Origin of the sequence: Paenibacillus sp. BGI2013 (assembly GCF_002843485.1) — a bacterium.
In the GTDB taxonomy this organism is placed as follows: Bacteria; Bacillota; Bacilli; order Paenibacillales; family Paenibacillaceae; genus Paenibacillus; species Paenibacillus amylolyticus.
Genome location: NZ_PJFA01000001.1, coordinates 745,412 through 771,798 on the forward strand (window position 1 = coordinate 745,412; position 26,387 = coordinate 771,798).

The window sequence follows — 26,387 nt, forward strand, 5'->3', positions numbered from 1 at the left end:
TTGACTCCATGTTAGGAACCGGATGAATGTGGTGAATGGTGTATAGAGTTTTTTACGGGAGACTTGTTTGTTTAATACGGATGAACAGAATCATGAAGAATGAGTCTCCATATGTTAACCCGTGTTCACAGATGAAATCTGGGGGCACGAGCGGAAGTCAGAGAGGATGAGACAAATGCAGACAACTAGCCTGGCTTTACATACGGATAAATATCAGATCAATATGATGTACGCCCATTGGGTGAATGGTACTCACAAGCGGAAGGCGGTATTTGAAGCCTATTTCCGTAAACTTCCTTTTGGTAACGGATATGCGGTATTTGCCGGATTGGAACGTATTGTGAACTATATCAGCCAGCTTCGGTTTACGATGGACGACATCAAATTTTTATCCAAACAAGAGGAAAATTACGATCCGGTCTTTCTGGAAGAGTTGCTCCAGTTTTCATTTCAGGGGACGATTCATTCCATGAAGGAGGGTGCAATTGTTTTCCCTGACGAACCGCTCATTCGGGTAGAAGGCTCCATTATGGAGACTCAATTGGTGGAGACGGCGATACTTAACTTCATGAATTATCAGACGTTGATTGCAACCAAGGCTTCGCGGATCAAACAGGTAGCACAACAGGATACGTTGCTCGAATTCGGCACACGGCGTGCGCAGGAAGCGGATGCTGCCATCTGGGGCGCACGTGCCTCGTATGTAGCAGGCTTCGATGCAACGTCTAATATGCTGGCCGGAGAGCGCTTCGGAATCCCAACAGCAGGTACTCATGCCCATTCCTGGGTACAGAGCTTTATGAGCGAACAGGAGGCGTTTGACGTGTATGCCAAAGTGTTGCCTGATCAGGTTACACTGTTGGTTGATACCTTTGACACATTGAACAGTGGAGTACCTCACGCCATCAAGACAGCCAAGAAGTTGGAGAGCCAAGGCAAAAAGATGAATGCCATTCGTCTCGACAGTGGTGACCTAGCGTACTTGTCGATTCAGGCACGTCAGATGTTGGATGAGGCTGGCTTGGATTATGTGAAAATTGTTGCATCTAATGATTTGGATGAAAACACGATTTTCAACCTAAAGGCTCAAGGAGCACGGATTGATACATGGGGTGTTGGTACACAGTTGATTACCGCTTCTGACCAGCCATCTTTGGGTGGAGTGTACAAATTGGTGGAGCGTGAAGTGGACGGTGCCATGCTGCCTACGATCAAAATATCTGCCAATCCTGAAAAGGTGTCCACTCCAGGTAAAAAGGAAGTGTTCCGGATCATTGATCCGAAACATGGCAAAGCGATTGCAGATTATATCTGCTATCCAGAGGAAGAGCAGCCGCTACAGGGCGGACCGCTCAAGCTGTTCAACCCGCTACACCCTTATCTGAAAAAGACGGTTACCCGCTACGAAGCGGTGAATATGCTGGAGCCAATCTTTGTGAATGGACGTAAAGTGTATGAACTGCCTAATTTGGATGAGATTCGGGCGTACCACCGGGAACAGATGAACCTCTTCTGGCCTGAATACCAACGGAAGCTCAACCCGGAGATCTACCGTGTGAACATCAGCCCTGCGGCATGGAATATGAAGCAGAAGCTCATTGCGGAACATGTGAAATCCACAGAGGAATAATTCACACATAAGAATTACAGAGAGGCATAACCAGTGAGGTATACTGGCTTATGCCTTTTTGATGCCTATAAAATGTATACGTTCTTAGCGGAGTTGAACAATTCGATGATCGCAAGAAGTAATTTCAGCTATACGCGTTCTGTCTTCTGTGAAAGTACGTCGACAGTTGATAGACGTTATTCTATATGATCCCGATGAGGTGGACCAGTGATGTAAGAAATCTCATGGACAGACTGCCATGGTAACAGGCTATACTGGAAATAGTCATGCCCAATTCAAGAGGTTGTAGGGGAAAAGTAGTAATTATTTCTCGGGAAAGCGCAGGAGCCGCCAAATTCTGCATCGCATTGTTTCAATCCCGTAGCTGTAGGGGATGAAAGTAAGAGGAGGTGCAGACATGAGATGGATATTAGGACTGGTCTGGATCGCTTTTATTGCCTATGCATTGTTGTTGGCACCGGGGCAGTCACCTGGAAGTGATCCGATATTCAAAGAACTGATTACAATGCAAAGCAAAGAGCCCTGGTTACTTACGGTATTTTCGTGGTTAGGTATTTTCCCGGCAGTTTATGCCTGTATGCTGTTAAGAACATCTGTGAAAGAACGAGGTGGCCGTGTACCGGCTTGGCCTTTTGTTATACTTTCTTTCGGATTGGGTGCTTTTACCCTTCTTCCCTATTATGCATGGTCATCATCCGCAAATAGAGCTTCGGGTTACGCAAACTTACATTTTGGTCGTCAGCGGGAGTCGGGAATTGGACGGGTAGCAGCCCACAAGCTGACGCATGTAGTCCTTCTGCTGTTAACGCTGGGGGCAGCATTCTATGCCGTGACGCAAGGTCATCCGGATGTATATATGGAAGCATTCAATCAATCTGCCTTTGTACATATCATGACGATTGATTTTGTACTGCTGACCTTACTTTCCATGATTGCGATATACAGGGATACTAAAGTGAGTCGACGTTCAGCAGCTTGGACCGCGGCAGGCATCATCCCTATTGTGGGTCCACTAATCTATCTGTTGACGCTCAGGAGAGACAGAGTTTGATCATCAATATTTGAAGAATTCCATAGGTAAACGGAGCCGTTAAGCCTGAATGCGAACAATTCATGTGCTTAATGGAAAAATATATAAAATCCAAAAGAGGAGTGGCTATAGATGATAAACCATTTTAACGCATATGTGGTCCGTAAAGAAGAACAGGGCGGAGTGAAAGCTGCTATAGAGCAATTGAAGAAGGAAGATCTGCCAAATGGAGATGTAACGGTACAGGTGCAGTATTCCAGTGTCAATTATAAAGACGGACTCGCTACCCTTGACAAAGGCGGTGTCGTTCGTGAGTACCCGATGGTACCGGGAATTGATCTGGCAGGAACGGTAGAGGAGTCGGTCAGTGGACGTTTTGCACCAGGAGATCGGGTTATCAGTACAGGATTTGAACCTGGCGTATCCCATTACGGAGGGTACAGCGAGTATGCTCGTCTGCGCAGTGAATGGCTGGTGCCTCTGCCACCGGGTCTCAATGAGAAAGAAGCCATGGCAATTGGAACTGCAGGTTTTACGGCTGCACTTTCGGTAGATGCGCTGTTACAGGCTGGAGTGACACCGGAGATGGGCAAGATTCTGGTTACGGGTGCAACGGGTGGTGTTGGCAGTATGGCAGTTGCCATTCTGGCGAAACTTGGTTTTGAAGTAACAGCCAGCACAGGCAAGAAGGATCAGGAGGAGTCATTGCTCCGAAACTTGGGCGCCTCAGAGGTTATTACTCGTGAAGAAGCTGATGCTCCAGCTAAAGGAGCCATGGGGAAACAGCTATGGGCGGGAGTTGTTGATCCAACAGGAGGACCGGCTCTTGCGGAGCGATTGAAACAGATTCAATACGGAGGTGCGGTAGCGGTATCCGGGTTAACTGGAGGCACAGCTTTTGAATCCACGGTACTTCCGTTTATTTTGCGTGGCATCCAGCTTGTTGGTATAGACTCTGTATATTGTCCGATGGAACGTCGGGAACGATTGTGGAAACTGCTCGGCGGAGAATGGAAACCAGAGCGCGCGCTGGAACTGGGAATCCGGGAGATCTCTCTAGATCAATTGCCTCTTACGCTGGAGACGATACTCCAAGGTGGTGCAGTGGGTCGTACGGTGGTCAATACAATATCAGATCTGCCATCCGCATAAGATTCTAAGTCCTTAGACATGCTAATTCTACCTGATTGGGTCACAGCACACGTGGCTGGAAAGGAAGGATTGGCATGTGGTTTGCTAGAAAAGGGCGAAGTCTGGTTGGAAAAACAATGAAGTCGGTACTTGTAAGTGGTGTGTTGATCACGAGTGTCTGGTCCCTGGCGGCTTGTTCGGCATCATCCATTGAGCAGGAGCGGAAGGTCTACACGCGCGAAGCGACGGATGAAGGAAATGTGCGGGCACAGAGTCAAGGACACGGATTAAACGGTGAATTGGTGAGTGAGATCAGTAAGAGTTTTGAAGCAAAAGGCATTCAACTTATGAATAACATGTCTGCCGATGACGACCATGGCGGGATCTCTTATATGTATTTGTTGAATGGAAGTGGCAGACACATCGTGAAAGTCCATATTTTCAGTGATGCGACAACCCGGGCGGCCAGCATGAAACAAATGTATAGTGAGAATCGTGATGAGGCTGTCTTGGAGAATGCGCTTGGCCGGACAACGATTCGTAGCAAAGGGTACGTCTCACTCGTATATACAGCTTCCGGTGGAGAAAAGGACAAGTATGAACAGGATGTTATGCAGGTGTTCCAACATGTGTTGGGGCAACTAAGGTAAGAGAAGATGGGAGCACAGAAAACTTTCAATCCTTACCGTACAGCTAAAAAATAAACCCGAAAAACCCGTCTGATCTTTCAGACGGGTTTATATATTTCACGCATCACATGCCGCAGCTCGGGCAAAATGAGTTTTTCCATGGCCAATTTGACGGCTCCTTTGGAACCCGGCATGGAGAATACGGCTGTTCGTCCAATCGTTCCAGCGACGGCTCTGCTCAGGATGGCAGCGGAACCGATATCTTCGGTGTAACTGAGAAAACGGAAGATCTCACCAAAGCCCGGGAGTTCCTTGTCGAGTAATGAGGATACTGCTTCATAAGTTGTATCTCGGGGTGCAATCCCTGTTCCGCCGCTAAGTAACACGGCTTCAATATCATCACGAACAGCTGCATCTTGCAGGATGCTTCGAATGTTCTCCGTCTCATCTGGTGTGATGATGTATTCAACAATCTGATAACCCGCTTCATTCAAAAGCTGGTGCATGAGCTGGCCACTGGTATCGGTGTCTTTAGTTCGTGTGTCAGACACTGTAACAATCATGCACGATACCGTGTCAGGGGCTTCCTGGCGATGTTGTTCCACTGAATTAGTCATGAAACTTCCTCCTTCAATCAACATGTCCTCATAGCATAGACCATCCGTTAGAATCAGGCAATGTACTGGGGAAGAGTTGAACGTTATTGCACAACGAATGCGGGATGGTGTACACTCGCTAGATATAGATAGACTAGGTTACAAGAAGGACAATCAGAGAGGTGTATACGCATGAATGAAACGATTATAAAAGAACAATCCATACCTGTATATATACTGTCAGGTTTTTTGGGGAGTGGAAAAACAACACTGCTTGTTCAGTTGATTGAACATTGGCAACAGCAGGGTTTGCGCCCCGCAGTGGTTATGAATGAGTTAGGCGATGTCAATCTGGATGGTCAGATTGTGGATTCCACCGTTCCGATGACAGAGATGTTAGGCGGCTGCATCTGTTGTACCGTACGTGGTGACTTGGGATTGCAACTTGCCGATCTCGTTCAGGAGGAATCCCCTGATGTGATCATCATTGAAGCAACCGGTGCGGCGAATCCAATGGAGATTCTGGATGCAGTAACTGAGACTTCACTTTACATGCGATTGGAACTGAAAAGTCTCATTACGGTTGTGGATGCAGCACATCTATCTGGTCTGTATCAGGAGCAGAAGGGGCAGACCTTCAAGCTAATGCAGGAGCAGATTCGTTGTGCGTCTGTGCTTCTCTTGAATAAAACGGATCGGGTGAGTGCACAGGAACTGAAGGATCTGGAGCAGCTTTTGGCAAAATGGAATGGTTTCGCACCTGTAATCCCTACGGTCAAATGTGAGGTGGAGATGGATCTGTTGCTTCGCAGCGGGGCAGACGTGCACGTACGTGATTCAGCTTCTGAAGCAGGCAAGCCGGCTCACAAAGAGCATCATGTGCATACGGAAACCTGTGGTACACATGGCTGCAATCATGGACATGAGCATACAGATCATACAGTCCAAGGCGATGCTACGAATACTGACGCATCTCATAGCCATAGTCATGACCACGGTCACGAGCATTCTGCTCCTCATGCCTCACACGAACATGTTATGGTGTATACACATTATTTCAGTCATCCGGTGAACAGTGAGGCGTTTGAACAATTTGTATCTGCTTTGCCACGGGATGTGTATCGAGCAAAAGGCATCTTATCGTTTAGTGACACGGCGAGCCGTTTCTGGTTCCAGTATGCCTACCGTGAATCGGATTACATGAAGATCACACCTCAGGTAGAGGTCCCTAATGTTGCTGTGTTTATAGGTGAACATTTTGACCAAACTGTCATTCGTGACCAATTACTGGAATTGGAAGCGATAAAGTAGGTTAGATGATTCAATATTCCTCCGAACTGGGTATTAAGATGCATAGCAAACTTTGCCTGGGGGGTAACTTTAAATGACACAACAACAATATCAACAATGTATCGATGCTTGCCTGGAGTGCATGAATGCATGCAACGTATGTTACATATCGAGTCTGAAAGAATATGATCTGGCGATGTTGCGTGATTGCATTCGTTTGAATCGGGAATGTGCAGAGATCTGCAGTTTTGCTGCACAAGCGATGACACGTGGAAGTGATTTCATTGCTGAAATATGTGAATTGTGTGTGAAAGCTTGTGAAGCTTGCGCCGCTGAGTGTGGCAAACACCACCATGATCACTGCCAAGCATGTGCAGAGGCTTGCCGCAGATGTGCAGAAGCTTGCCGGTTGATGGCAGCAGTAGCGTAAATATTATTTCACTGGAATATATAATTAAAACCTATAATGACCGTTTTCCCCTAAGGAAAGGCAGTGAACACAAGCATCTGAGACGATGTGCCTATGTGTTGCCTTTCAGTAGGGGATTTTTAATGTAGGTTGCCAAGTCTGATCGTGGTATGTATAATGATGGCAATGAATTGAAACGAAGAATATCAATGATCGGGAGAGTAGCCAGATCCATACATGACAGCGAGCCGGGAGAGGTGGAAGCCGGTATGACATGACCTGAGTGAACCGCACCCGTGAGATGGTTATCCGAAAAGATGTGCGTATCCCGACCGGGGATAGGCCATATCTGTCTGAGGGTAATCCGGCTTGCGACCGTTATACGCATCGAGCGGAACAGGTTCTACTGGTATGCATGTTGAATCATATTAGGAGTAGCTGTTCACCTAGAGTGGTACCGCGGGAACTGTTAATTCAGCTCTCGTCTCTTATTTAGAGACGAGAGCTTTTTTGTGTTTAATTTCAGCCAATAATGAATGGATAAGGAGTGTTTGACATGTTGATGAAGCAGGCTGCGGCCGATATTACCCCTTTAACGGGTTTGAATGAAGAAGAGGTTCTGAGATTACTGGAAGTCCCACCACAGGCGGAGATGGGTGATGCAGCATTCCCTTGTTTTGTATTAGCGAAGTCATTAAAAAAAGCACCGGCAGTCATTGCGACCGAGCTCGCAACGGGATTGCAGGCATCTGGAATTGAAGCGACTCCCGCCGGGCCGTATGTAAATATCCGTTTCAATCGGGAGAAGCTCGCGCCGAATCTGCTGAAAGAACTGGGGAATGCGGCATTTGGTAAGCTTCAGCTTGGTCAAGGTTCACGTGTTGTAATTGATATGTCTTCCCCTAACATCGCAAAACCCTTCGGAATTGGACATTTGCGTTCTACTGTAATCGGTGCAGCACTGTATCGGCTGTATAACGAAGCGGGTTATACCTCCGTAAGTGTGAATCACTTGGGAGACTGGGGAACCCAGTTTGGCAAGCAGATCGCAGCGTACAAACGGTGGGGCAATGATGAAGCGTTGCAGGCAGACCCGATCCGTACGTCCCTGGAACTGTATGTGCGCTTCCACGATGAGGCGGAGAACGATCCTTCTCTGGAGATTGAGGCACGCGAGTGGTTCCGCAAGCTGGAGCAAGGGGATGATGAAGCACAGCGGTTATGGGCGTTCTTTGTGGAAGTGAGCATGAAGGAATTCAACCGGATGTATGAACGCCTGAATGTACAGTTCGACCATACGCTGGGAGAAAGCTTTTACAATGACAAGATGGGCGCAGTGGTTGAAGAACTGAAGGCAAAAGGTTTACTTGAAGAGAGTGATGGAGCACTCGTGGTACGTCTGGAAGATGAGAACATGCCCCCGTGCCTGATTATCAAAAAAGATGGAACAACAATCTATCCTACTCGGGATTTGGCTACGGCAGTTTATCGTCATGAGGTGATGAAGGCAGATCGGTTGTTATACGTGGTCGGAGGCGAGCAGAGGTTACATTTCCGGCAGGTATTTGCGGTCCTATCCCGGATGGGTCATGAATGGTCTGCGAAGTGTGAACATATCCCGTTTGGATTAATGCGTTTTGAGGGACGGAAAATGTCTACCCGCCGCGGTAAAGTCGTCTTTTTGCAGGAAGTGTTGGATGAGGCAGTCGCTCGTGCTTTGCAGATTATTCAGGAGAAAAACCCGAATCTGGAGAACCCTCAGAAGGTGGCTGAGGCTGTTGGTGTAGGTGCCATTGTCTTCGGTGATCTGCGTAATAGTCGGTTAAACGATGTGGACTTCTCACTGGAAGATGCGGTGAGTTTTGAAGGGGAGACTGGACCTTATGTGCAATATACCCATGCTCGGATTCAAAGTGTGCTTGCCAAGGCAGAAGAAGCGATCCGCGTGGAAAATGAAAACCCTCTGCCTAACCCCGGCCTTGCGGATGGTGAGATTGACACAGTGACCACTCCATCCTGTGTCGGAGATACCTCATGGGCATTGCTGAAACTGCTCGGTGAATATCCCGAGTATCTTGAAAAAGCAATTCATCGGAATGAGCCTTCGGTCATTGCCAAATATACTATAGATGTCGCTCAAGCATTCAACCGTTTCTATCACGCCGAACGGATTGCAGATGCGTCATCTGATGTAAGATCCTTCAGGGTGGCATTGGCCAAACGGACTGCCGAACGCCTCGCGTACAGTTTACATTTGCTAGGTGTCCAAGCTCCAGAGCGGATGTGATCCCAGGTGATATGGAGTACACGTGGACTTTTCAAGAAAGCCAATCAAGATGTACCAGACTCATCAGGTCGAGGTATGTTGCTTCAACAAGTGAGCAAGCGATTAGGTAATGCTCAAGTACTTGATGAAATTACTCTGGAAGTGAAACAGGGCGAATGTGCTGTACTTGTTGGTAGAAACGGCTCTGGCAAAAGCACGTTGCTACGTATGTTGGCAGGTATTTTGTTACCCGATACAGGATCGATCCAGCGCACAATGAAGGGTTCTGATGGGTATGCAGTAGATGGCCTGCCACGTTTACCCTTTACCTCTGGAGAGTATTTGTGGGACATGGGTCGGATTCGGGGCATTCGCCCCGAAATACTGCATGAGCGGATTAGACAACTTAGTGAACTTTTATATCTGGATACCGCGATCGATCAGAAGTTACCCTTATTATCGAAGGGTACATTGCAAAAAGTAAATCTGATTCAGGCCCTGTTACCTGGACCGGGTGGTCTTTTGTTGCTGGATGAACCGTTGTCAGGCTTGGATATTCCAGCTCAAGAGGGCATTGTATCCTTATTGGGGCAATGGAAGGATGAAGGGACATCCATCGTTACAGCTTGTCATGAACCGTTGCTTATTGAACGTTTGGCAGACCAGGTGATTGTGTTGAAGAAAGGCCGTGTGCTCCGCTACTGGAGTCGTGAAGATATACTACAAGCTGGCGAACCCGTTGTACGTATTCAAAGTCTGACGGAAGCTGGAGAGGATCTGGCTAACGATCTATCGATTGTACAACAACCGGGAGTACTGTCTTTAGTTCCTAATACAAGTTCAGGGATATCCAATGTTTGGTTGTGGGATTGGAAAGTAGTTCAACAATCAACAGATGATGTCCTCAGAATGATTCTGGCATCCGGAGGTTCGGTTGTGTCTGTACAACAGGAAGAAAGTCAATTACATATGGAAAGTCTGCTGGAAGGACAACATCCAGCTGTACATGCGAGTCGTGGAGGTGTCACAGAATCTGTGAACTTAAGCTCTTCCATGGATGATGCGGGGGGAGAAGCTGAATGATCAATCTGACCCGATATTTGTTAAGGCATCACATTCGCTCACAGAAATATTTTGCACCGGTTATCTTTTATATCATCGCCATGCTGCTGATCTATTCCTACAAACCCAACCCTATTGCGGACAGTTACAGTGTCACGGCTATGCTGTTATTTCTGGCAGCTGCTTGGCTCGGAGTAATGGTGATGAATACCGAACCTGCAAAGCAGTATCAATTACTTGTCCTTCATGCAGGAAGCAGGCGTAAGGTTGTAACAAGTCAACTCATCTGTGCCTGGATAATGCAATTCATGCTCACCGCAATCACTGTGCTGTATCCCGTGTTCGCGGGAATGTTTGAGAGACAACCCACAGGTGAGGAGTGGATGGTGACTTGGTTAGGACATTTGGGGTTATCACTGCTGGGATTAGGCATCAGTGTATTTTTTCAAAAATCGTACATTCCCTTGCTTAGTCGAAGTATGCCTGCTCTCATTATTGTATTATTACTTTCGTTTGTTCAAGGTTCCATAAGTGAACGTTTGCCTGAATCGTTAGAATGGCTTGGCCGCATTCTTCCACCAGCCTTTTATCTGGTTCGTGAGATGATGTTATTTGATGAATTAAAGATGGGCTCTTTTGTTTCGGTTATGCTATGGACTGTGTTCTATGCATCGGTGTTACTAATCATCCATGTGTGGCTGTCCGGAAGAAGAGATCTGCGGAGTTAGAAGACGCGCTTCCCGATAACTTGAATGTTGCTCTTGGTTTGGTTAGGATAGAGTGACATGGAATGGTTAACATTGTACGGTTGAAGGGGGCGCTCGCATATGCAAAATACAGATATCCAGAATGGTGACATGCTGGACAGCGAACACTCCAGGGAATTGTTTGCCTATTACGGATTGGCAGTGTACTACGGGCAGGCGCTTGAACAGCAGCTGGTCAATCTGATTTTATTAATGAAAATGTCTCAGGGCAAAGCCGTGTCTGAAGAGGATCTGGAAGATCTGTACGAACGAAAAATGAGCAGTTCACTGGGGCAGCTCATTCACGAAGTGCGCCATCATTTTACATTCTCCGAGGAAGAGACTCTTCAATTGAATGAATTATGGCAGCAACGTAACCGTATCGTACATCATTATTTCAAGGAACGAATTCACGAGACATTCAGTCCGGAAGGACGATCACGCATGATTAAGGAATTGGAGGATTTCAAAGACCGTGCACAGGAGTTGGAGATCCGTCTTCAGCAGTATACGGGTGCATGGATTGCAGAGCTTGGTCTGGATGCCGAATCCGCAGCAGCTCTGCAAACGCTGGAGCGGATGCATACCGAGAGTATGCAAGCAAGGGCTTTGGAAGAGGATGAATGACAAGCAAACGGATAACGAAACGCTGGATATTAATGACGGCTCTGGCTGTAGTATTGGTTGGAATCCTGTGGACTGGGATTACCGCAATCCGTATATCTGCATATACGGATGAGGATTCATCCAGGATATCGGATGCAGCAATCATTCTGGGCGCAGCCGTGGCGGGGGATAACCCTTCACCTGTATTTCGCGAACGTATTGAACACGGGATTGAATTATACCGTCAGGGTACCGTTCGTAATCTGCTTTTCACAGGTGGATCAAGTGGTGATGGAGAACATACGGAAGCTGAAGTGGGTCAGAAGTATGCCATCGCACATGGAGTAGATCCTGCGGACATTCGCATAGAGACCAAATCCAGAATTACCGAGGAGAATCTAGTCAATTCAATTCCGATTGGTGAACAGGCCGGTTATCAAACCTATACGATTGTGAGTGATCCATTACATATGAAACGGGCCATGAAACTGGCTGCCGGACTGGGCATGGATGCCGTACCATCTCCGACACGAACAACGGCGTATCAAACCTGGCGCAGCAAGTTTCCTTTTCTCGCAAGAGAGACCGTGATGTACATGGGATATACGATCAAAGGATGGATAGACAATCCGCAGCAGCCATGAGGTTGCACGCGGATTGTTTTTTTGTCTGGCCTAAATAAACAGTAACGGAACCTGAATCCCGATGAAAATACAAAAAAACGATCTACACCGCAAACCCTGAGGTAACTGTGTAGATCGTTTTTTGTTTTGCCGTCGAGTACATCATTTTGATTGGTTACTTAAAGAGCTTTCTGTTTTACTCTGTTATGCATTGCCCCCGGCAAAGGAGGTTGAGGTTGGAACGGAATCACCTGACGGATTCTCGAGCGTTGCGACCGCCGCTGCTTGCGCACCTTGCTGGAGCTGATACATTTTATAATAGCGGCCTTTAAGCTCCATCAGTTCATCATGTGCACCTTGCTCAACGATACGCCCGCGATGCAGAACCAGAATCTGATCTGCCGAACGAATGGTAGACAGACGGTGAGCAATGATGAAGGTGGTACGTCCTTTTTTGAGGACTTCGAGTGCGTTCTGAATCAATGCTTCCGTTTCCGTATCAATATTGGCAGTCGCTTCATCCAAAATGAGGATGGCCGGATCAAACGCCAGTGCACGAGCGAAGGAGATCAACTGACGCTGTCCAGCAGACAATGTGCTTCCTTTTTCGATGACAGGTTCGTCAAAGCCTTGAGGCAAATGAGCCAGGATACGTTCAGCGCCTACATCACGCAGCGCCTGTTCAATTCGCTCACGGGAGATCTTTTCATCGCCGAGACTGACGTTGGAAGCAATGGTGCCTGTGAACAGATACGGGTCCTGCAATACAATCCCCATATGCTCGCGAATCCACTGTTTAGGCAGATCTTTGACGTTCTGACCGTCAATTGTAATCTTGCCTTTTTGCGGATCATAGAACCGGAACAGCAGGTTGATGATTGAGCTTTTGCCCGAACCGGTATGACCGACCAGAGCGACCGTCTGACCTTGGGATGCTTTAAACGAGATATTGTTGAGCACATAATCCTTTTTATAGGCAAAGGATACATCATCGAAGACAACATTCCCTTTGTATCTTGGCATAGAGCCATCGGTTACGGCTTCTCCCTTTTCATCCATCAGCTCAAAGACGCGACCAGCGGATACGAGGGAGGAGTCCAGGTTGGCGAGCTGATTGACCATGCCGGTAATCGGCTGGAACAAGCGGCCAAGGACATCAACGAAGGCATACAGAACACCCAGGGAGATAATACTTGTGCCATCCAACACACTGGAACCAAAATACCACAGGACCACCGCAAAGGCGATATTCCGTAATACGTTAACCAAGTTGTGTGAAGTGAAGGCATTCAGGTTCAGCATTTTGTTCTGGTGTTTCATATAGTCATCATTCAGATCTTCGAATTCCTGTTTGGTTTGTTTCTGATGGCGGAATACGCGGATAATGGACATCCCCTGAATGGACTCGTTAATGATTGCATTGATCTCACTCAGTCGGGATCGAATGATCGTGTTGTAACGAGTAGCGAATTTGCGATAGAGCACAATCCATGTAATGAGCATCGGCACAACGAATAATGAAATCAGGCCGAGGCGAACATCGAGCAGGAAGAGTGCGACATATACACCTGTAATCGTGATGATACCTGAGAAAAAGTTCGAAAGAACGGCAACGAACAGATCCTTGACGGCTTCTGTATCGTTTGTGACCCGAGATACAACTTTACCTGCGGGCAGGTTATCAAAAAAGTGCACCGGCAGTCGCTGAATATGGGCATACACATCGTTACGCAATCTTTGAATGACCTTGTTGGCCGAGGATTGCAGCCAGAATGTTTTACCAAACTCCATAATGACCGAGATCACGAGGAAGATCATGTAATACACAATTAATTGATAGATGCTGGGCATCTCCGGTTTGTAAAAAGCAAACAGTTCACCAGCGGACAGGGGGGTTGCTGCATATTGGCCTGTCACTTCACCTGCGCGTGTAACCGTGAGGGTTCCATCCGTATATGTGCGGTCCCCGTCAGGTGCGCTTACCGGTTCGTTTACAAAATAAAAACTTCTGCCGGCTTGTAATACCCGGACTTCGGAACCTTTGTTTTCATCCGGTGCGAACAAGCCTTCGCGTTTGTAATTCTTACCGTTGTAGACTGCGGCTTCATCTGAAGCTGTTGTCTCATAGAAAGGCTGCTCAATCGCGAGCAAGTGATTGTCAATCATCGATTTGGCGATGAACGGCCCGGCAAGCTCGGCCGCAACCCCAATGGTAAGCATAATTAATGCAGCAATAAATGTTCCTTTGGCTTTCAAGGCGTAATCAAGCAGCCTTTTGCCTGTATTAGACTTCAATGAATTGACCTCCTACGTGGACAGATTGGACTCGACCTGTTGCCGTTCATACTGTTCACGGTACCAGCCGTTCATGGCTAACAGTTCCTGGTGAGTGCCTTCTTCCGTAATTTTCCCGTGCTCCAGTACGATGATTCGGTCAGCATGTTCAATAGCAGACAGGCGATGAGTCGAGATCAGCGTGGTTTTTCTCGAGCGTTTGTTGCGTATATTTTCAATGATTTTGGCTTCAGTACGTGCATCGACAGCAGATAAGGCATCATCGAGGATCAGGATATCAGGATTAGCAATAAAGGCACGCGCCAGCGATACCCGCTGTTTCTGTCCACCGGACAGAGAGATTCCTTTTTCACCAACAAGTGTATCCAGTCCATCGGATAAGGTTCCCAGATCCCCGTCAAAAGCGGCGGTACGAATGGCTTCCAGGATGACTTCATCACTGGCCCCAGGTTGACCGAATTGAATGTTCTGACGAACTGATTTGGAGAACAGAACTTGTTCCTGTGGTACGTACCCGATCCAGCTGTGCAAGTCATCTTTGGCGATATCCTGAATCGGATGACCCGAGATGCTTAATGTGCCCGAACCGGCAGGGTATTCATGAAGTAGTTGTTTGAGCAAAGTAGACTTACCGCTACCCGTACGACCCACAACACCCAATGTTTGACCCCGTCGTAGCGAAAAGCTGATGTGACTGAGATTGTCGACAGTGGAACTTGGGTAACGGAATGTAACATCCTGCATCGCAATTTCTTCTGGATTCGTAACGTGAGCAGGTTGCTCCACATCTTGTACGGCAGGTTCTACCGATAGTGTCTCGTTGACCCGATCAAGCGAAGCGCTACCACGTTGCATCAGGTTAATTAATTCGCCGATGGCAAACATGGGCCAGATCATCATCCCCAGGTACATGTTAAACGATACGAGATCCCCCAGGGTAATTTCATTATGAAATACAAGATATATGCCGTAGGCAAGTGCAATTACATAACTGAGTCCTACGAAGAGCCGGATGGTGGGTTCGAATAGGGCATCCATTCTGGCAACAGCCAGGTTTTTGCGATACACATCTTCGGTCACGTCGGCGAACCGTTTCTCGTCCAGACGTTCCTGCACATAGGCACGCACGACACGAATCCCGGCGATGGATTCCAGCACCTGGTCGTTCATATCTCCGAATGCATCCTGTGCCAGGGTGTAACGTTGATGTACAGCTTTACCATAGATCATCATGGCAATGGCGATAAAAGGTAATGGCAGGATTGCCGCCAGGGTCAGTTTCCAGCTGACCAGGAAACCCATGGCGAACAATACGGTGGCCAGAAAGGCCGTAGAGTCTGTTAAGGTCAGCATGCCAAAGCCTGCTGTAGTAGCAATGGAACGAAGATCATTGGTGGCCCGAGCCATCAGATCTCCTGTTCTGTTTTTCTCAAAAAAGGGAGGAGTCATCCGTAACAAGTGGTCCATAAAGCGTGAACGAAGCAGCCGCTCCACCAGGTTGGCACCACCAAACAGTTTGTGCATCCAAACGTATGTAACCAGATAGATAATGATGACCGTTCCCAGAATAAGCAAAATATAACGGGTAAGTGAGGTGCCGGTAATGGAACCGCGCACAATCTCGTCGATGGCATTACCAAGAAGACGAGGAGGCAGGAGTTCGGCAATGCCCACCAGAATAAGCAAGATGACACCGGTTAGGTATCGTTTGCGTTCCAGCCGGAAGAACCAGGCCAGGTTTTTAAGTACAGAGAACAAGTGTTATCCCTTCCTTTCGATGTCCGAGAAATGCAAATTCCGTTCATGAATGCCGAAATGTACCCACAAAAAAAGACATACCGCACGCAGGCGGTATGTCTTCATATAATCATACGGCAGCATGGCTCAGAGAACAGAGCCGCCACCATATATAAGTTCGATTGTGAGTAAACATCACAGAGGTTCTAATGAAAGAACGCCTTGTCATGCCGACTTATGAACGGAATAATGATTTCGGGTGTGCTCCGGTATTTAGTTGTGCGTTGAATTGACCTATCATATGTTTGTTAAACACCGTAATCACCCTTTCTTTTTTTGGAAATAAATACAATGTAGACCTCGTATGTTTGCATCTTAACACCGGCTTTTACAATCTGTCAAACATTTTTCACAACTTATTTTGTCTTTATGTGGTCACTCGGGTTTGTATTCAAGTCCCTGTCGAGATATGATGGAACATATATATACAGAAGGAGCTGACACCAAATGAGTACCATACATGTATCCGATCAAGCTGCTCGCTGGTACAAGGAAGAACTGAATTTGAACGAGGGAGACAGCATTCGATTTTTTGCCCGTTATAGCTCTGGCGGAGGTCTTCACCCTGGATTTTCGCTAGGTATTGCTGTGGAGAAACCAAGACATCCTGCGGATCAAACCGAAGTGTCGGGGATTCAATTTTTTATGGAAGATCACGATTATTGGTATCTGAAAGGCCACCAACTGCATGTGGATATCGTTGATGAAGGTCAGGATATCGAATATCGTTATACGGAAGTCTAAGCAATAGATGGATTACAGGTCGCCACCGGCTTCCGAGTAGGAGGAGGGGATAAGCAGTGAATCTGCCACCACGAGATTTGGCCCAGTATATCGCAAAACGCTCTCATATTGTTGTAAAAGCGGCGGTGCGGGCTGAGAACGAACAAGGTGAATTACTGCTGATTCAACATGCTGAACATGGTCACTGGCGGTTGCCAGCAGGTGAGATGCGCCCGGGTGAGGCTATTGACGATGCTGCACATCGGGAGTTATGGGAAGAGACAGGTTGGACTGCTGATACCATGACACTGGAAGATCTCTATTCGGGGCCTGACCTTCGGTATTTGCATTCAAGCGGAGATGAAGAGTATTATGTCATTGCTCTTTTCCGGACAGTGATCATTCAGGATGACCTTGTGGAGTCGCGTGTAAATAGTGATGCAGGTCTGAAGTTTTTTGCACTGGAGTCGTTACCACCTCTTAATCAGATTAGCCGAATCCTGTTAGCGAGGGATATTGCAGAATAAAATAAGTATTGACGCAAAAAAATGACCTTGGCATGCACGATAAAGTGGATGCCAAGGTCATTTTTTTAAAAATCCGATTCACGTGCTCAGAGCATGAATTACACCTGATCGAGAGGTTCATCATCCATCGCAAAATCAAAATCATCAATATCAAATACCTGTACAGGTGATTCAGACTCAATTATGCGTGCAATCAGTTCAACCTGATCGGTGAGAATCGGGATACTCAGGCGCTGAGATGTCAGCAGCAGTTCGGTCTCAATGGGATCGAAATACTCCCCGTACTGTGCCGTATCTATTGCATTGATAATGGCAATGGATACTTGGTCACCAAATAAAATGGAGGGGCTTTTGGCCCATGGAACAAGTAACGCACGCTCTATTTTTTTCTTATTCAGCGGTTCCTCGAAATAAGAAATCATTTCATTGATTTTGGATTTCACATGCTGATCATCTGCCGGGTTATCCATCATGGGATCAGGACTGGTCTGGAATTCATATAGCTCAAGGATGGTGGTATAAGGAACAATATATTCAACAGGCGCGGGCGGCGCTAGCAATTGACCGTAAATGGCCACCATCACGGCTTCTGTAATAAACTGACGTGACATGGTTCCTTAATCCTCCTGCGCCATTAATAGTTGCAAAGTGAATCTATATTTCATGCAACAGCATAACCATAATAGTACGTGTTCAAAAAGGACGGTTTTCAGTACCGAGAAGATGGGATGAAGCTAGAAATGGAGTAGCGGAGCGTAGGGAAAACTACGTGAGCAACGGACATTTCGGCTGAATTCCATATTCGATGCTGATGATGCCTCTAGGCATCCTTCGTAATCAAAAGCGGACTTTTTGAACAACCTCTAATGTGGATTATTCTGTTGTAGACTCGTGTACACAATTTGCATGAATAGAAGTATATCACACAACGGTGGGAAATACAGCCAATCTGCATAGCATGTCAGGTCACAACCTTCACAACTTGAATCAGGATTTGCCCAGGAGCAATGATAAAATTCCCGCCGCAATCAATGGACCCACAGGTACACCCTTGAACAGGGCAACCCCAAGTACCGTTCCGATTAACAGCCCTGCAACGACAGTTGGCTGTGTACCCATCAACGTAGCGCCACGTCCTCCGAGATATGCCACCAGTAATCCTACGCCAATGGCGAGCAGGGACTTCCAGTGTAGGAAAGACTCACCGATCGTCTGCAGACTCATCTTGCCACTGGCAAGAGGTGCCATCACGCCAATGGTCAGAATGATAATGCCCAGTGTAAGTCCGTATTTTTCAAGCCATGGAAATGCCTGATTCAGGTTCAGGACTCGTAGCAACAACAGAAATACCATCGCTACAGTCACAGGTGTGTTGCTGCTGATAATCCCGAGAGCCGCAAATACGAGCAACAGCAGGGAAGTCATATCCATTGTTTTCATTTCCCTTCAGTCTGTCCACGTTGTTTGCTAACGATATGTTCCGCAATGTACCGTCCATGCCAGCGTCCGGATTCAATAAAGACTTCATTGGCATTACGACCCGAAGCGATGACTCCACCCACATATACACCAGGTACGCTGCTTTCCATCGTTTGTGCATCATATAGAGGTTTATCCATATCATCAGACATCTCCACACCTACCGACGTGAGTAGTTGACGATCTGGACGGAAACCGGTCATTGCCAGTACGAAGTCATTATCCAGTTCCCGAGTGGAACCATCCGTGTGTATCAGACGAATCGAATCATCGAGTATTTCATTCACGCGTGATTCCAGGTGGAGTGTGATATGACCTTTTGTCACCATGCTCTCGAATAGCGGGCGTACCCATGGTTTAATATGCTGGGACAGACCACTGCCGCGATAAACCATATCAATATGTGCTCCGACCCGAACCAGTTCCATGGCCGCATCCACGGCTGAGTTGCTTCCGCCAATAATGGCGACACGTGTACGGGTATACGGGTGGGCTTCCCGGAAGTAGTGGGTTACCTTATCTTTATCTTCTCCAGGGATGCCCAGATAGTTAGGATGGTCAAAATAACCGGTAGCTACAACTACATTGCGTCCAACATGTACGATGGCTTCCCCGCGGCGATTGAGCGTATGTACCTCAAACGTACCATCATCCTTGCGTTTAATTTCACGGGCTTCCTCATAGTTATGAACACGCAGACCAAAATGTTCGGCTACCCTGCGATAATAGGCAAGTGCTTCATAACGAAACGGTTTATCATTAGGTGTACTGAACGGAACGTTTCCGATCTCAAGCAGCGGGGCTGTGCTGAAAAACTGCATATGGGTTGGATACAGATAAATAGATTGAACGATATTGTATTTCTCAACGATCACAGCGGACAGTCCCAGCCGCTCACATTCAATTGCAGCAGACAGACCGCATGGGCCTCCGCCGATAATAATGACATCTTCCATGTTCTTAATCCTCCTTATTTCAAGCAATATAATCCTACCGTAAATAACGAGCCAATGCCAGTTCAAGCGTGGAGTTTAATTAGACAAGCTTACTTGAAACCAAAGGAGTTGACGTGCAGAGAAGAAAAGACTAATATCAAATTAGATATATATCTAATTGAAAGCGAGATGAACGATGATGCAGCTGGAGAAAATTGTGGCTTATCATAAAGCGTTGGCTGACCCGACCCGGCTTCGCATGCTGCTGTTATTGGCACAGGGTGAACTGCACGGACAGGCACTTGCCGAGCGACTGAATCTGTCACAGCCAACCGTGACACATCATGCATCCAAGCTGAGAGAGGCGGCGCTGATTAAGGAACGACGGGAGAAAAATACAGTGTATTTCACACTCAATCCTTCGTTTATCCGCGAGAATGCACAGGCTTCGGTTGATTTTATCTTTAATCGAGAGGAGGTTGCGGATATGAGTGATGTGAACGAAACACTGAAAGCGTCGGTCATGAGAAATTTTTTCTCCAAAGATGGACGACTGCGTCAGATTCCGGCTCAATACAAGAAAAAACTGATTGTACTTGGTCATCTGGTCGAGCAGCTTGAATTTGGTCGGAAGTATACGGAAAAAGAAATCAATACATTTATAAAGCAATACCATGAAGACTTTGCCACGATTCGGCGGGAATTTATCATGCATCAGTTCATGTATCGGGAAGAGGAGATCTATGAATTGAATCCGAAGGAAATGTGGACACGCTGGGATCAGGTCAAATAGAGTAGCTGGTGGTAAAAAAGTTTGGGCTTGACAACTGTAAAGCTCAGTGTGTAACATAATGGATAATTCTACAAGGGAGGCGATTGTTTATGACAAATTTAAATGCAGTATACGTTAATTTGAATATGAACAGCGTCTCCGGAACGGATCAAAGCATGTAATTTTGCGTTAGCTGGATAGCAGTATCCATTGTAACGTGAAGTAGCGCATGCTCACATGAAGCCACGGGTGACGCACCCGTGGCTTTTTTGTTTGCCGATAAAAGGGTGTTCCTGAATTGTTTATATCGGATGGTTAAGTATTTTATCCGGTAGATCTACAAGAAGGGATGATCTTTGATTCGGTTAACTGCTTATTGCCGCGGGTGTATTTCTACCCGTGGTTTTTTGTTTTGATCTGAACCGGAGATGATTGTTCACTCGGCTTGAATGAAGTAAACAACTTATTTTGGGAGGGATTTTTATTTTAGATAACCATATTGAGAAGTACGGCTGGTCTGCAAAGTGGCAGGAACTGTGGCAAGAGACAGGGATGGAAGAGCAGGAGAGAAAGCCAGCCAGAATTATCGCAGACCATGGACATCTGCAACGTTTGATTACAGAAGAGGGCGAATGCTGGGGAAGAATTTCGGGCCGAATGCGTCATGATAGTCTGGAGACCAGCTTGGTACCAGCGGTTGGAGATTGGGTGGCCATTACAGGTCAGGCAGGTGAAGAAGCAATTATTCACAATCTGGTGTCCCGTCGGAGCAGGGTATCGAGACAGGCGGCAGGTCCAGTGACCAAGGAACAATTAATCGCCGCAAACGTAGATACACTGTTAATCGTGGCTGCACTTAATCATGATTTCAACCTTAGACGACTCGAAAGGTACGTGATGATGGCTTGGAATGGTGGCGTAAGGCCAGTCATTGTTCTGAGCAAAAGTGATCTGTGCAACAATGTGGAAGAACAGATCCGAAGTGTAGAGGGAATTGCTCCAGGCGTTGAAGTGCTTGCGATATCTGCAGTGGAGGGTCAAGGGAAATCCTTACTGGAACGATATTTGCAGCCAGGGCTGACTGTTGCGCTCACAGGATCTTCTGGCAGTGGCAAGTCGACGCTGGTGAACTGGATGATGGGTGAGGATGTGCAGCTTACGCAATCCGTCCGCGAGGGAGACAGCCGTGGGAGACATACGACAACACACCGGGAGATGTTTGTACTTCCACAGGGAGCCGTATTGATCGATACTCCAGGAATGCGCGAGCTTAATCTCTGGGATGAGGGCAATGATGGGCTGTCGCATGCTTTTGGAGAAATTGAAGAACTTGCCGCCACGTGCCGATTTCTGGATTGCAGTCATACACGGGAAGCTGGATGTGCAGTGAAAGAGGCCATACAGGATGGTTCATTGGATGAAAAAAGACTGAATAATTATCTGAAAATGCAGAAGGAATTGCAATATCAGCAACGCAAGGAAGAAGTGGCATCCAGAAGGCGTACCGCCTCCAGCAAACCGGCCAATAGTCGCAAACCCAAGCACTCCCATAGTGTGAAAGAGTGGGAGGAAGCCTGAAATCAGGCGGGCATCATCCGGTATCTTGCATAAGATAGGTCAGGAGGGATGTCATTATGCCAGATTACAGGATTATTGTAGATCTGTCTGACCACATGTTATATCTTCTGGATGGCAATCAGGTGATTAAGGGCTATCCTGTGGCCACCGGCAAGATGCTCACGCAGACTCCAAACGGGGAGTTCACTATTATTAACAAACAATCGAATCCAGGTGGGCCATTTGGCGTGTTCTGGATGGGACTGTCTGCTCCCCATTATGGCATACACGGAACCAATGAGCCTTGGTCTATTGGCAAATCCGTCTCCCATGGTTGTATACGCATGTACAACTCGGATGTACTGGATCTGTCTTCCAAGGTATCTGTAGGCACCAGGGTAACGATCCGGCCGTAGGGCCGGATTTTACTTTATAAGAGGTAGTTCAAAAAGTCCACTTTTGATTACGAATCATGCCTAGCGGCATCAGGACTGAAGTGGATGAATTTGGAATTATAGAAAGAAGAATATATAATATGGTAAATCTAAGGGAGTTGCGTGAGAAAGTGAGTGATAGCTATGCTGATCAGGCGGGCGCGTGAAGGGGATGCGCAGGGGATAGCCCATGTACATACGGAGAGTTGGAAAACAACGTATCGGGGAATTGTGCCCGACGATTTTTTGGATCATTTGACTACAGAATCAAGATTGTCCCAGTGGGAAAAGAATATTCGCTGTGGCGAAAAGGATCAGATCCTGGTGGTAGCTGAACAGGATGATGGGAACATTGTCGGATTTGCTTGTGGGGGTAAGGAACGTGAAGGCAAATTACCTTATGATGGGGAGTTGTACGCTATATATTTGCTGAGGGAAGTGCAACAAACGGGGATAGGTCAGCAACTCGCGACACATGTCGTTCATCATCTGCAGACCCACAATATGAAACGTTTGATCATATGGGCTTTGGAGCGTAATTCAGCTTGTCGCTTCTATGAAAAGATGGGAGGCACTCCAGTCCAGACACAGTCCCTCCGCATTGGTGGTCAAGATCTGATCGAAGTTGGCTACGTATGGGAAGATCTGAGCCTCTTTGGAGAGAAGAGCCTGCCTGACAGATGAAAGACTTACAGGGCGGCAAAATACTGTGGGTTGTGTTGTTTCCTTATGCTTAAGGAATGGAAGGTTAATTCAGGTCTTCACGTTTGCGTATTTCTGAACAAGGTTAATGATGTATTACACCGTTGTGCAGGTGTGACATTTAATCTTGATCAGGAGGCGTATTCACATGACTTTAATAGACACTGAACATATAACATGGACGAAACAATATATTAATGGCAGCTGGGTAGAAGGCTCCGGTGAGAAAACAATGGAGAATATCAATCCTTATACGGGAGAAGTTATTGCCACATGGCGCTCTTCCAATAAGAAAGACATAGATAAGGCTTATGAGTCAGCTCAGAAAAATTCGATTGAATGGGCAAAGTCATTACCTGCTGCGAAAGAAGAGGTATTGCGTAAAGTTTCATCCCTGATGGCGGAGCGAAAAGAGGAGATCATTCAACTGTTGATCACGGAATCCGGGAGTACCCGAATCAAATCGGAGGCGGAGTTTGCAGCGGCTAAACGGATTGTGGATGAAGCAGCATCTTTTCCTTATCGCATGAAGGGTGAGATCATCCCGTCCAACACCCCTGGCAAAGAGAACCGTGTGATTCGTGAGCCGAAGGGAGTGATTGGTGTTATCGGGCCGTGGAACTTCCCTTTGCATCTATGCCTGCGATCTGTAGCTCCAGCGATTGCCCTTGGTAATGGTGTGGTGATTAAACCAGCATCAGACACTCCGATTACGGCAGGTTGGCTCATTGCCGATTTGTTTGAACAGGCTGGTCTGCCTGAGGGCGTGCTAAATGTCGTTGCGGGAAGTGGCAGCGAAATCGGGGATTACTTTGTCGCTCATCCGGTTCCCAAAGTGATTTCATTTACGGGTTCCACAGAAGTTGGACAAGGGATCGGTAAACTGGCGGGTGAACATTTAAAAGAAACGGCACTGGAACTTGGAGGCAACAACGCGATGGTTGTGCTGGAAGATGCGGACATTGAACGTGCTGCTGAAGCGGCGGTCTTTGGCAAGTTTCTGCATCAGGGACAGATCTGCATGGCTCTGAATCGTATCATTGTGCATGCCGATATTTACGATAAGTTCGTCGAATCATTTGTTGCCAAAACGAAGAATGTCCAGGCAGGTGATCCAGCGGATGCCAAAACACTCGTGGGTCCTCTCATTCGGGAAAAAGAGGTAGAACGATTACAGGAGCTTGTGAACAAAACCAAAGCTGAAGGAGCCCGGTTATTGCTCGGAGGGTCCAGTAAAGGCAGTGTGCTTTCTCCTACTGTACTTGCCGATGTCAAACCTGAACAGGATATCGTGCAGCAGGAATTGTTTGGCCCAGTGGCAGTGATCATGAAGGCTCATGATGAGCAGGAAGCTGTACGTTTGGCGAATGATACGCCTTATGGACTTAGTGGTTCCGTATTCACCAAAGATCTGAATCGAGGATATCAGGTTGCCCAGCGCATTGAATCGGGTATGGTGCATGTAAATGATCAGTCTGTGAACGATGAAGCGCATGTGATGTTTGGAGGTGAAAAAGCTTCAGGGATTGGACGTTTCGGTGGGGATTGGGCCATTGAGAAGTTTACACGTACTCGGTGGATCAGCCTTCAGCACCAATATCGGGAATATCCAGGAGTGAAATAAGTCGAAAAAGAGTAAATTAGCAGGGGCATTTATGAATGATTAGGGTGGGTTACAAAAAGATCGACAAATCATGCGAAAGTCCGTCTCCAGCTTGGTGGGACGGGCTTTTTGCACAATATTACACCTTGGCAAAATACGGCTTAATATAAGAGCGGAAAAGCTGTTTGGGGCTGACGCTATCTGGTTATTTATGGATACACGGAAGAATCGATCCGTAAATCCAATGGCAAAGGGGCTTAAATTCATGTCCATTGACCGCTTTATTCTGAGGAAACTGAATACCTGTCAGGAAGAACATACACGTGCCAATTTGGTTCGGCTGTTTGTCATTCGTATTCGTAAAGCCGAGATTGCGGAAGAACATGATGCCGCCTATGTCCTGAGCAAACTGCACTGAGCGATGGCTGATAATAATTGCGAGCCGCTGTTAACGGGTATACAACTCAAAAAAGGAAGCTTGTCTATAACGACAGCTTCCTTTTTCATGTCTTGTAATGGATGTGTTTTGGTTGACTCCTTTTAATATAAAGATAAAGCAAGAGAGTCGTTTTCACTTCGACTGTGGAGAATGGCTTCTCCATTAACAATCTCAATACTAATTAAAGAATGCAGACATTTTTGAATGGCGCGTTTACCGTTGCTAATTTTATGCTCAAGAGCACTGCTAAGCAATCTTAATGTCTTCTGCATAGGTTGTTTGTTTTCTTGATTAAAATATACAGGGATTGATTTGTTTTGAAAGGTTATTAGGGTTCTCACTTGAAATCACCTCACGGTTGTTATTTCATACAGCTAATATTAAATTCCAATGCTTAAAATTACCTTAAAATCAGCTTATGAAAACATAAAGGTGGGTAATGTTTGAAAAGTGTTCACAATTCAATTGTGAGCGAAGGAATAAAAGTCCTGAAAAACGTAACTTAATTACCATTTAAATGGAACAAAAAACTAAAGTTTTCGTATCCTCGCAATAATTAATTGCATAACTGCCACGAAAGTTCTGAGTCGAATGTACGATATTTTAATATATACGTGGGTCATATGTAACAAAATTACAGGTGGTACATTGCAAACAGGGTGTTTATGTAAGAAAATAGGGTTGATATAACGATTCATTCTCTTTTTTTTGATTTAATCTGACATTAGGACAATTTACATATGAGACCATGGGAGGGATTCGGATGATTCTAACCGTGTATTCCGGCCGCGAGGAAGGAGAATGGTTCGACATCGATGTTCCGGACGAATGTACCATTGAACATTTGAAGACATTACTCGGCGTTCGCATTTTTGGACAGGCACCGGGAGACGGCATTCAGTACATCCTTGAAGCCAAGTTTCCGGAAGGTCTGTGGTTCTCTCCGCAGAACGCACAGCAGTTAATGGAAACAGGGCTGCGACAGGGCAGTTGCGTACGTGTTCAGCGGGCTTTTTCAACGACTTCGGAAGAAGCGCCTGTATATGGAAGACGTTCATTGTTTCAGCAGGACAGCAACGAATAGGGCTTTTGAACGTATACATTCA

27 protein-coding genes are annotated in these 26,387 nt (G+C 46.7%); 20 read left to right on the forward strand and 7 right to left on the reverse strand.

Annotated elements, in window-relative coordinates; translation table 11 throughout:
* Nucleotides 1-175 precede the first annotated feature (175 nt).
* The 4 genes from CXK86_RS03330 (at nt 176) to CXK86_RS03345 (ending at nt 4,441) form a co-directional block, all read left to right on the forward strand.
* A complete protein-coding gene (locus tag CXK86_RS03330; RefSeq protein ID WP_036609243.1) occupies nt 176-1,630 on the forward strand; it encodes a nicotinate phosphoribosyltransferase in 1,455 nt (484 codons plus the stop codon).
* Nucleotides 1,631-2,027: 397 nt separating this feature from the next.
* Nucleotides 2,028-2,681 carry a hypothetical protein gene (locus CXK86_RS03335; protein WP_036670421.1) on the forward strand — a complete coding sequence of 218 codons (654 nt, stop codon included), beginning with the start codon at nt 2,028-2,030 and terminating at the stop codon, nt 2,679-2,681.
* Nucleotides 2,682-2,792: 111 nt separating this feature from the next.
* Nucleotides 2,793-3,812 carry an acrylyl-CoA reductase family protein gene (locus CXK86_RS03340; protein WP_036670422.1) on the forward strand — a complete coding sequence of 340 codons (1,020 nt, stop codon included), beginning with the start codon at nt 2,793-2,795 and terminating at the stop codon, nt 3,810-3,812.
* A 74-nt stretch (nt 3,813-3,886) separates the two neighbouring features.
* Nucleotides 3,887-4,441 (forward strand): hypothetical protein, encoded by a 555-nt coding sequence (locus CXK86_RS03345; protein ID WP_076249791.1) that lies wholly within the window; start codon nt 3,887-3,889, stop codon nt 4,439-4,441.
* A 77-nt stretch (nt 4,442-4,518) separates the two neighbouring features.
* Here CXK86_RS03345 and CXK86_RS03350 read toward each other — a convergent pair whose 3' ends face one another.
* Nucleotides 4,519-5,037: a MogA/MoaB family molybdenum cofactor biosynthesis protein gene (locus CXK86_RS03350; protein WP_036609234.1), complete on the reverse strand. Its 519-nt coding sequence runs from the start codon at nt 5,035-5,037 to the stop codon at nt 4,519-4,521.
* Between the two features lie 171 nt (nt 5,038-5,208).
* On the opposite strand from CXK86_RS03350, the gene CXK86_RS03355 reads away from it, so the two are divergent.
* From CXK86_RS03355 to CXK86_RS03385, 7 genes are all read left to right on the forward strand, one after another.
* Complete coding sequence (locus CXK86_RS03355) at nt 5,209-6,327, forward strand: CobW family GTP-binding protein (protein ID WP_101313442.1); 1,119 nt, start codon at nt 5,209-5,211, stop codon at nt 6,325-6,327.
* Between the two features lie 73 nt (nt 6,328-6,400).
* On the forward strand, nt 6,401-6,736 hold the full coding sequence (locus CXK86_RS03360; protein ID WP_036609230.1) for a four-helix bundle copper-binding protein: 336 nt from the start codon (nt 6,401-6,403) through the stop codon (nt 6,734-6,736).
* 535 nt (nt 6,737-7,271) lie between these two features.
* The gene (argS, locus tag CXK86_RS03365) at nt 7,272-9,002 is read left to right on the forward strand and encodes an arginine--tRNA ligase (RefSeq protein WP_076249789.1); all 1,731 of its coding nucleotides are present in this window, start codon (nt 7,272-7,274) and stop codon (nt 9,000-9,002) included.
* Between the two features lie 6 nt (nt 9,003-9,008).
* Nucleotides 9,009-10,064, forward strand: a complete 1,056-nt coding sequence (locus tag CXK86_RS03370; protein WP_101313443.1) for an ATP-binding cassette domain-containing protein — start codon at nt 9,009-9,011, stop codon at nt 10,062-10,064.
* The gene (locus CXK86_RS03375) at nt 10,061-10,771 is read left to right on the forward strand and encodes a hypothetical protein (RefSeq protein WP_076249787.1); all 711 of its coding nucleotides are present in this window, start codon (nt 10,061-10,063) and stop codon (nt 10,769-10,771) included. The genes CXK86_RS03370 and CXK86_RS03375 overlap by 4 nt, the downstream gene beginning before the upstream one ends.
* 99 nt (nt 10,772-10,870) lie before the next feature.
* Entirely contained in the window at nt 10,871-11,416 is a 546-nt protein-coding gene (locus tag CXK86_RS03380; RefSeq protein ID WP_051447120.1) for a hypothetical protein, read from the forward strand.
* The gene (locus CXK86_RS03385) at nt 11,413-12,039 is read left to right on the forward strand and encodes a YdcF family protein (protein WP_076249786.1); all 627 of its coding nucleotides are present in this window, start codon (nt 11,413-11,415) and stop codon (nt 12,037-12,039) included. The genes CXK86_RS03380 and CXK86_RS03385 overlap by 4 nt, the downstream gene beginning before the upstream one ends.
* A gap of 183 nt (nt 12,040-12,222) precedes the next feature.
* On the opposite strand, the gene CXK86_RS03390 is transcribed toward CXK86_RS03385, so the two are convergent.
* Nucleotides 12,223-14,313 (reverse strand): ABC transporter ATP-binding protein, encoded by a 2,091-nt coding sequence (locus tag CXK86_RS03390; RefSeq protein ID WP_076249785.1) that lies wholly within the window; start codon nt 14,311-14,313, stop codon nt 12,223-12,225.
* Between the two features lie 12 nt (nt 14,314-14,325).
* Nucleotides 14,326-16,071, reverse strand: a complete 1,746-nt coding sequence (locus tag CXK86_RS03395; RefSeq protein WP_076249784.1) for an ABC transporter ATP-binding protein — start codon at nt 16,069-16,071, stop codon at nt 14,326-14,328.
* A 486-nt stretch (nt 16,072-16,557) separates the two neighbouring features.
* Here CXK86_RS03395 and CXK86_RS03400 point away from each other — a divergent pair, with 486 nt between their 5' ends.
* Nucleotides 16,558-16,854 carry a HesB/YadR/YfhF family protein gene (locus CXK86_RS03400; RefSeq protein WP_036609218.1) on the forward strand — a complete coding sequence of 99 codons (297 nt, stop codon included), beginning with the start codon at nt 16,558-16,560 and terminating at the stop codon, nt 16,852-16,854.
* A gap of 56 nt (nt 16,855-16,910) precedes the next feature.
* Nucleotides 16,911-17,360: an NUDIX domain-containing protein gene (locus CXK86_RS03405; protein WP_076249783.1), complete on the forward strand. Its 450-nt coding sequence runs from the start codon at nt 16,911-16,913 to the stop codon at nt 17,358-17,360.
* Nucleotides 17,361-17,458: 98 nt separating this feature from the next.
* Here CXK86_RS03405 and CXK86_RS03410 read toward each other — a convergent pair whose 3' ends face one another.
* The 3 genes from CXK86_RS03410 to CXK86_RS03420 form a co-directional block, all read right to left on the reverse strand.
* Nucleotides 17,459-17,971 carry a hypothetical protein gene (locus CXK86_RS03410; RefSeq protein WP_036609214.1) on the reverse strand — a complete coding sequence of 171 codons (513 nt, stop codon included), beginning with the start codon at nt 17,969-17,971 and terminating at the stop codon, nt 17,459-17,461.
* A 376-nt stretch (nt 17,972-18,347) separates the two neighbouring features.
* On the reverse strand, nt 18,348-18,791 hold the full coding sequence (locus CXK86_RS03415; RefSeq protein ID WP_036609212.1) for a DUF441 domain-containing protein: 444 nt from the start codon (nt 18,789-18,791) through the stop codon (nt 18,348-18,350).
* Nucleotides 18,792-18,796: 5 nt separating this feature from the next.
* The gene (locus CXK86_RS03420) at nt 18,797-19,795 is read right to left on the reverse strand and encodes a YpdA family putative bacillithiol disulfide reductase (protein WP_076249782.1); all 999 of its coding nucleotides are present in this window, start codon (nt 19,793-19,795) and stop codon (nt 18,797-18,799) included.
* Nucleotides 19,796-19,973: 178 nt separating this feature from the next.
* Here CXK86_RS03420 and CXK86_RS03425 point away from each other — a divergent pair, with 178 nt between their 5' ends.
* The 6 genes from CXK86_RS03425 to CXK86_RS31955 all read left to right on the forward strand — a co-directional run bounded on the left by CXK86_RS03425 (nt 19,974) and on the right by CXK86_RS31955 (nt 25,260).
* Nucleotides 19,974-20,567 (forward strand): DUF2087 domain-containing protein, encoded by a 594-nt coding sequence (locus tag CXK86_RS03425; RefSeq protein WP_076249781.1) that lies wholly within the window; start codon nt 19,974-19,976, stop codon nt 20,565-20,567.
* Between the two features lie 531 nt (nt 20,568-21,098).
* On the forward strand, nt 21,099-22,124 hold the full coding sequence (gene rsgA, locus CXK86_RS03430) for a ribosome small subunit-dependent GTPase A (RefSeq protein WP_370511412.1): 1,026 nt from the start codon (nt 21,099-21,101) through the stop codon (nt 22,122-22,124).
* Nucleotides 22,125-22,180: 56 nt separating this feature from the next.
* A complete protein-coding gene (locus CXK86_RS03435; RefSeq protein ID WP_076249779.1) occupies nt 22,181-22,519 on the forward strand; it encodes a L,D-transpeptidase in 339 nt (112 codons plus the stop codon).
* Between the two features lie 162 nt (nt 22,520-22,681).
* Nucleotides 22,682-23,221, forward strand: a complete 540-nt coding sequence (locus tag CXK86_RS03440) for a GNAT family N-acetyltransferase (RefSeq protein ID WP_076249778.1) — start codon at nt 22,682-22,684, stop codon at nt 23,219-23,221.
* A 166-nt stretch (nt 23,222-23,387) separates the two neighbouring features.
* Nucleotides 23,388-24,863: an aldehyde dehydrogenase family protein gene (locus CXK86_RS03445; RefSeq protein ID WP_076249777.1), complete on the forward strand. Its 1,476-nt coding sequence runs from the start codon at nt 23,388-23,390 to the stop codon at nt 24,861-24,863.
* A 244-nt stretch (nt 24,864-25,107) separates the two neighbouring features.
* Nucleotides 25,108-25,260, forward strand: coding sequence for a hypothetical protein (locus CXK86_RS31955; protein WP_164783094.1), 153 nt, complete (start codon nt 25,108-25,110; stop codon nt 25,258-25,260).
* 122 nt (nt 25,261-25,382) lie between these two features.
* Here the strand turns inward: CXK86_RS31955 and CXK86_RS32500 are convergent, their stop codons facing one another.
* Nucleotides 25,383-25,622: a hypothetical protein gene (locus tag CXK86_RS32500; protein ID WP_074094612.1), complete on the reverse strand. Its 240-nt coding sequence runs from the start codon at nt 25,620-25,622 to the stop codon at nt 25,383-25,385.
* 422 nt (nt 25,623-26,044) lie between these two features.
* On the opposite strand from CXK86_RS32500, the gene CXK86_RS03455 reads away from it, so the two are divergent.
* On the forward strand, nt 26,045-26,365 hold the full coding sequence (locus CXK86_RS03455) for a hypothetical protein (RefSeq protein ID WP_074094613.1): 321 nt from the start codon (nt 26,045-26,047) through the stop codon (nt 26,363-26,365).
* Nucleotides 26,366-26,387 lie beyond the last annotated feature (22 nt).

Bases quoted from the DNA above. Each gene is read 5' to 3' on its own strand.
- CXK86_RS03330 (WP_036609243.1), top strand. From the start codon at position 176: ATGCAGACAACTAGCCTGGCTTTACATACGGATAAATATCAGATCAAT.
- CXK86_RS03335 (WP_036670421.1), top strand. From the start codon at position 2,028: ATGAGATGGATATTAGGACTGGTCTGGATCGCTTTTATTGCCTATGCA.
- CXK86_RS03340 (WP_036670422.1), top strand. From the start codon at position 2,793: ATGATAAACCATTTTAACGCATATGTGGTCCGTAAAGAAGAACAGGGC.
- CXK86_RS03345 (WP_076249791.1), top strand. From the start codon at position 3,887: ATGTGGTTTGCTAGAAAAGGGCGAAGTCTGGTTGGAAAAACAATGAAG.
- CXK86_RS03350 (WP_036609234.1), bottom strand. From the start codon at position 5,037: ATGACTAATTCAGTGGAACAACATCGCCAGGAAGCCCCTGACACGGTA.
- CXK86_RS03355 (WP_101313442.1), top strand. From the start codon at position 5,209: ATGAATGAAACGATTATAAAAGAACAATCCATACCTGTATATATACTG.
- CXK86_RS03360 (WP_036609230.1), top strand. From the start codon at position 6,401: ATGACACAACAACAATATCAACAATGTATCGATGCTTGCCTGGAGTGC.
- argS (WP_076249789.1), top strand. From the start codon at position 7,272: ATGTTGATGAAGCAGGCTGCGGCCGATATTACCCCTTTAACGGGTTTG.
- CXK86_RS03375 (WP_076249787.1), top strand. From the start codon at position 10,061: ATGATCAATCTGACCCGATATTTGTTAAGGCATCACATTCGCTCACAG.
- CXK86_RS03380 (WP_051447120.1), top strand. From the start codon at position 10,871: ATGCAAAATACAGATATCCAGAATGGTGACATGCTGGACAGCGAACAC.
- CXK86_RS03385 (WP_076249786.1), top strand. From the start codon at position 11,413: ATGACAAGCAAACGGATAACGAAACGCTGGATATTAATGACGGCTCTG.
- CXK86_RS03400 (WP_036609218.1), top strand. From the start codon at position 16,558: ATGAGTACCATACATGTATCCGATCAAGCTGCTCGCTGGTACAAGGAA.
- CXK86_RS03410 (WP_036609214.1), bottom strand. From the start codon at position 17,971: ATGTCACGTCAGTTTATTACAGAAGCCGTGATGGTGGCCATTTACGGT.
- CXK86_RS03415 (WP_036609212.1), bottom strand. From the start codon at position 18,791: ATGGATATGACTTCCCTGCTGTTGCTCGTATTTGCGGCTCTCGGGATT.
- CXK86_RS03420 (WP_076249782.1), bottom strand. From the start codon at position 19,795: ATGGAAGATGTCATTATTATCGGCGGAGGCCCATGCGGTCTGTCTGCT.
- CXK86_RS03425 (WP_076249781.1), top strand. From the start codon at position 19,974: ATGCAGCTGGAGAAAATTGTGGCTTATCATAAAGCGTTGGCTGACCCG.
- rsgA (WP_370511412.1), top strand. From the start codon at position 21,099: ATGGAAGAGCAGGAGAGAAAGCCAGCCAGAATTATCGCAGACCATGGA.
- CXK86_RS03435 (WP_076249779.1), top strand. From the start codon at position 22,181: ATGCCAGATTACAGGATTATTGTAGATCTGTCTGACCACATGTTATAT.
- CXK86_RS03440 (WP_076249778.1), top strand. From the start codon at position 22,682: ATGCTGATCAGGCGGGCGCGTGAAGGGGATGCGCAGGGGATAGCCCAT.
- CXK86_RS03445 (WP_076249777.1), top strand. From the start codon at position 23,388: ATGACTTTAATAGACACTGAACATATAACATGGACGAAACAATATATT.
- CXK86_RS31955 (WP_164783094.1), top strand. From the start codon at position 25,108: ATGTCCATTGACCGCTTTATTCTGAGGAAACTGAATACCTGTCAGGAA.
- CXK86_RS03455 (WP_074094613.1), top strand. From the start codon at position 26,045: ATGATTCTAACCGTGTATTCCGGCCGCGAGGAAGGAGAATGGTTCGAC.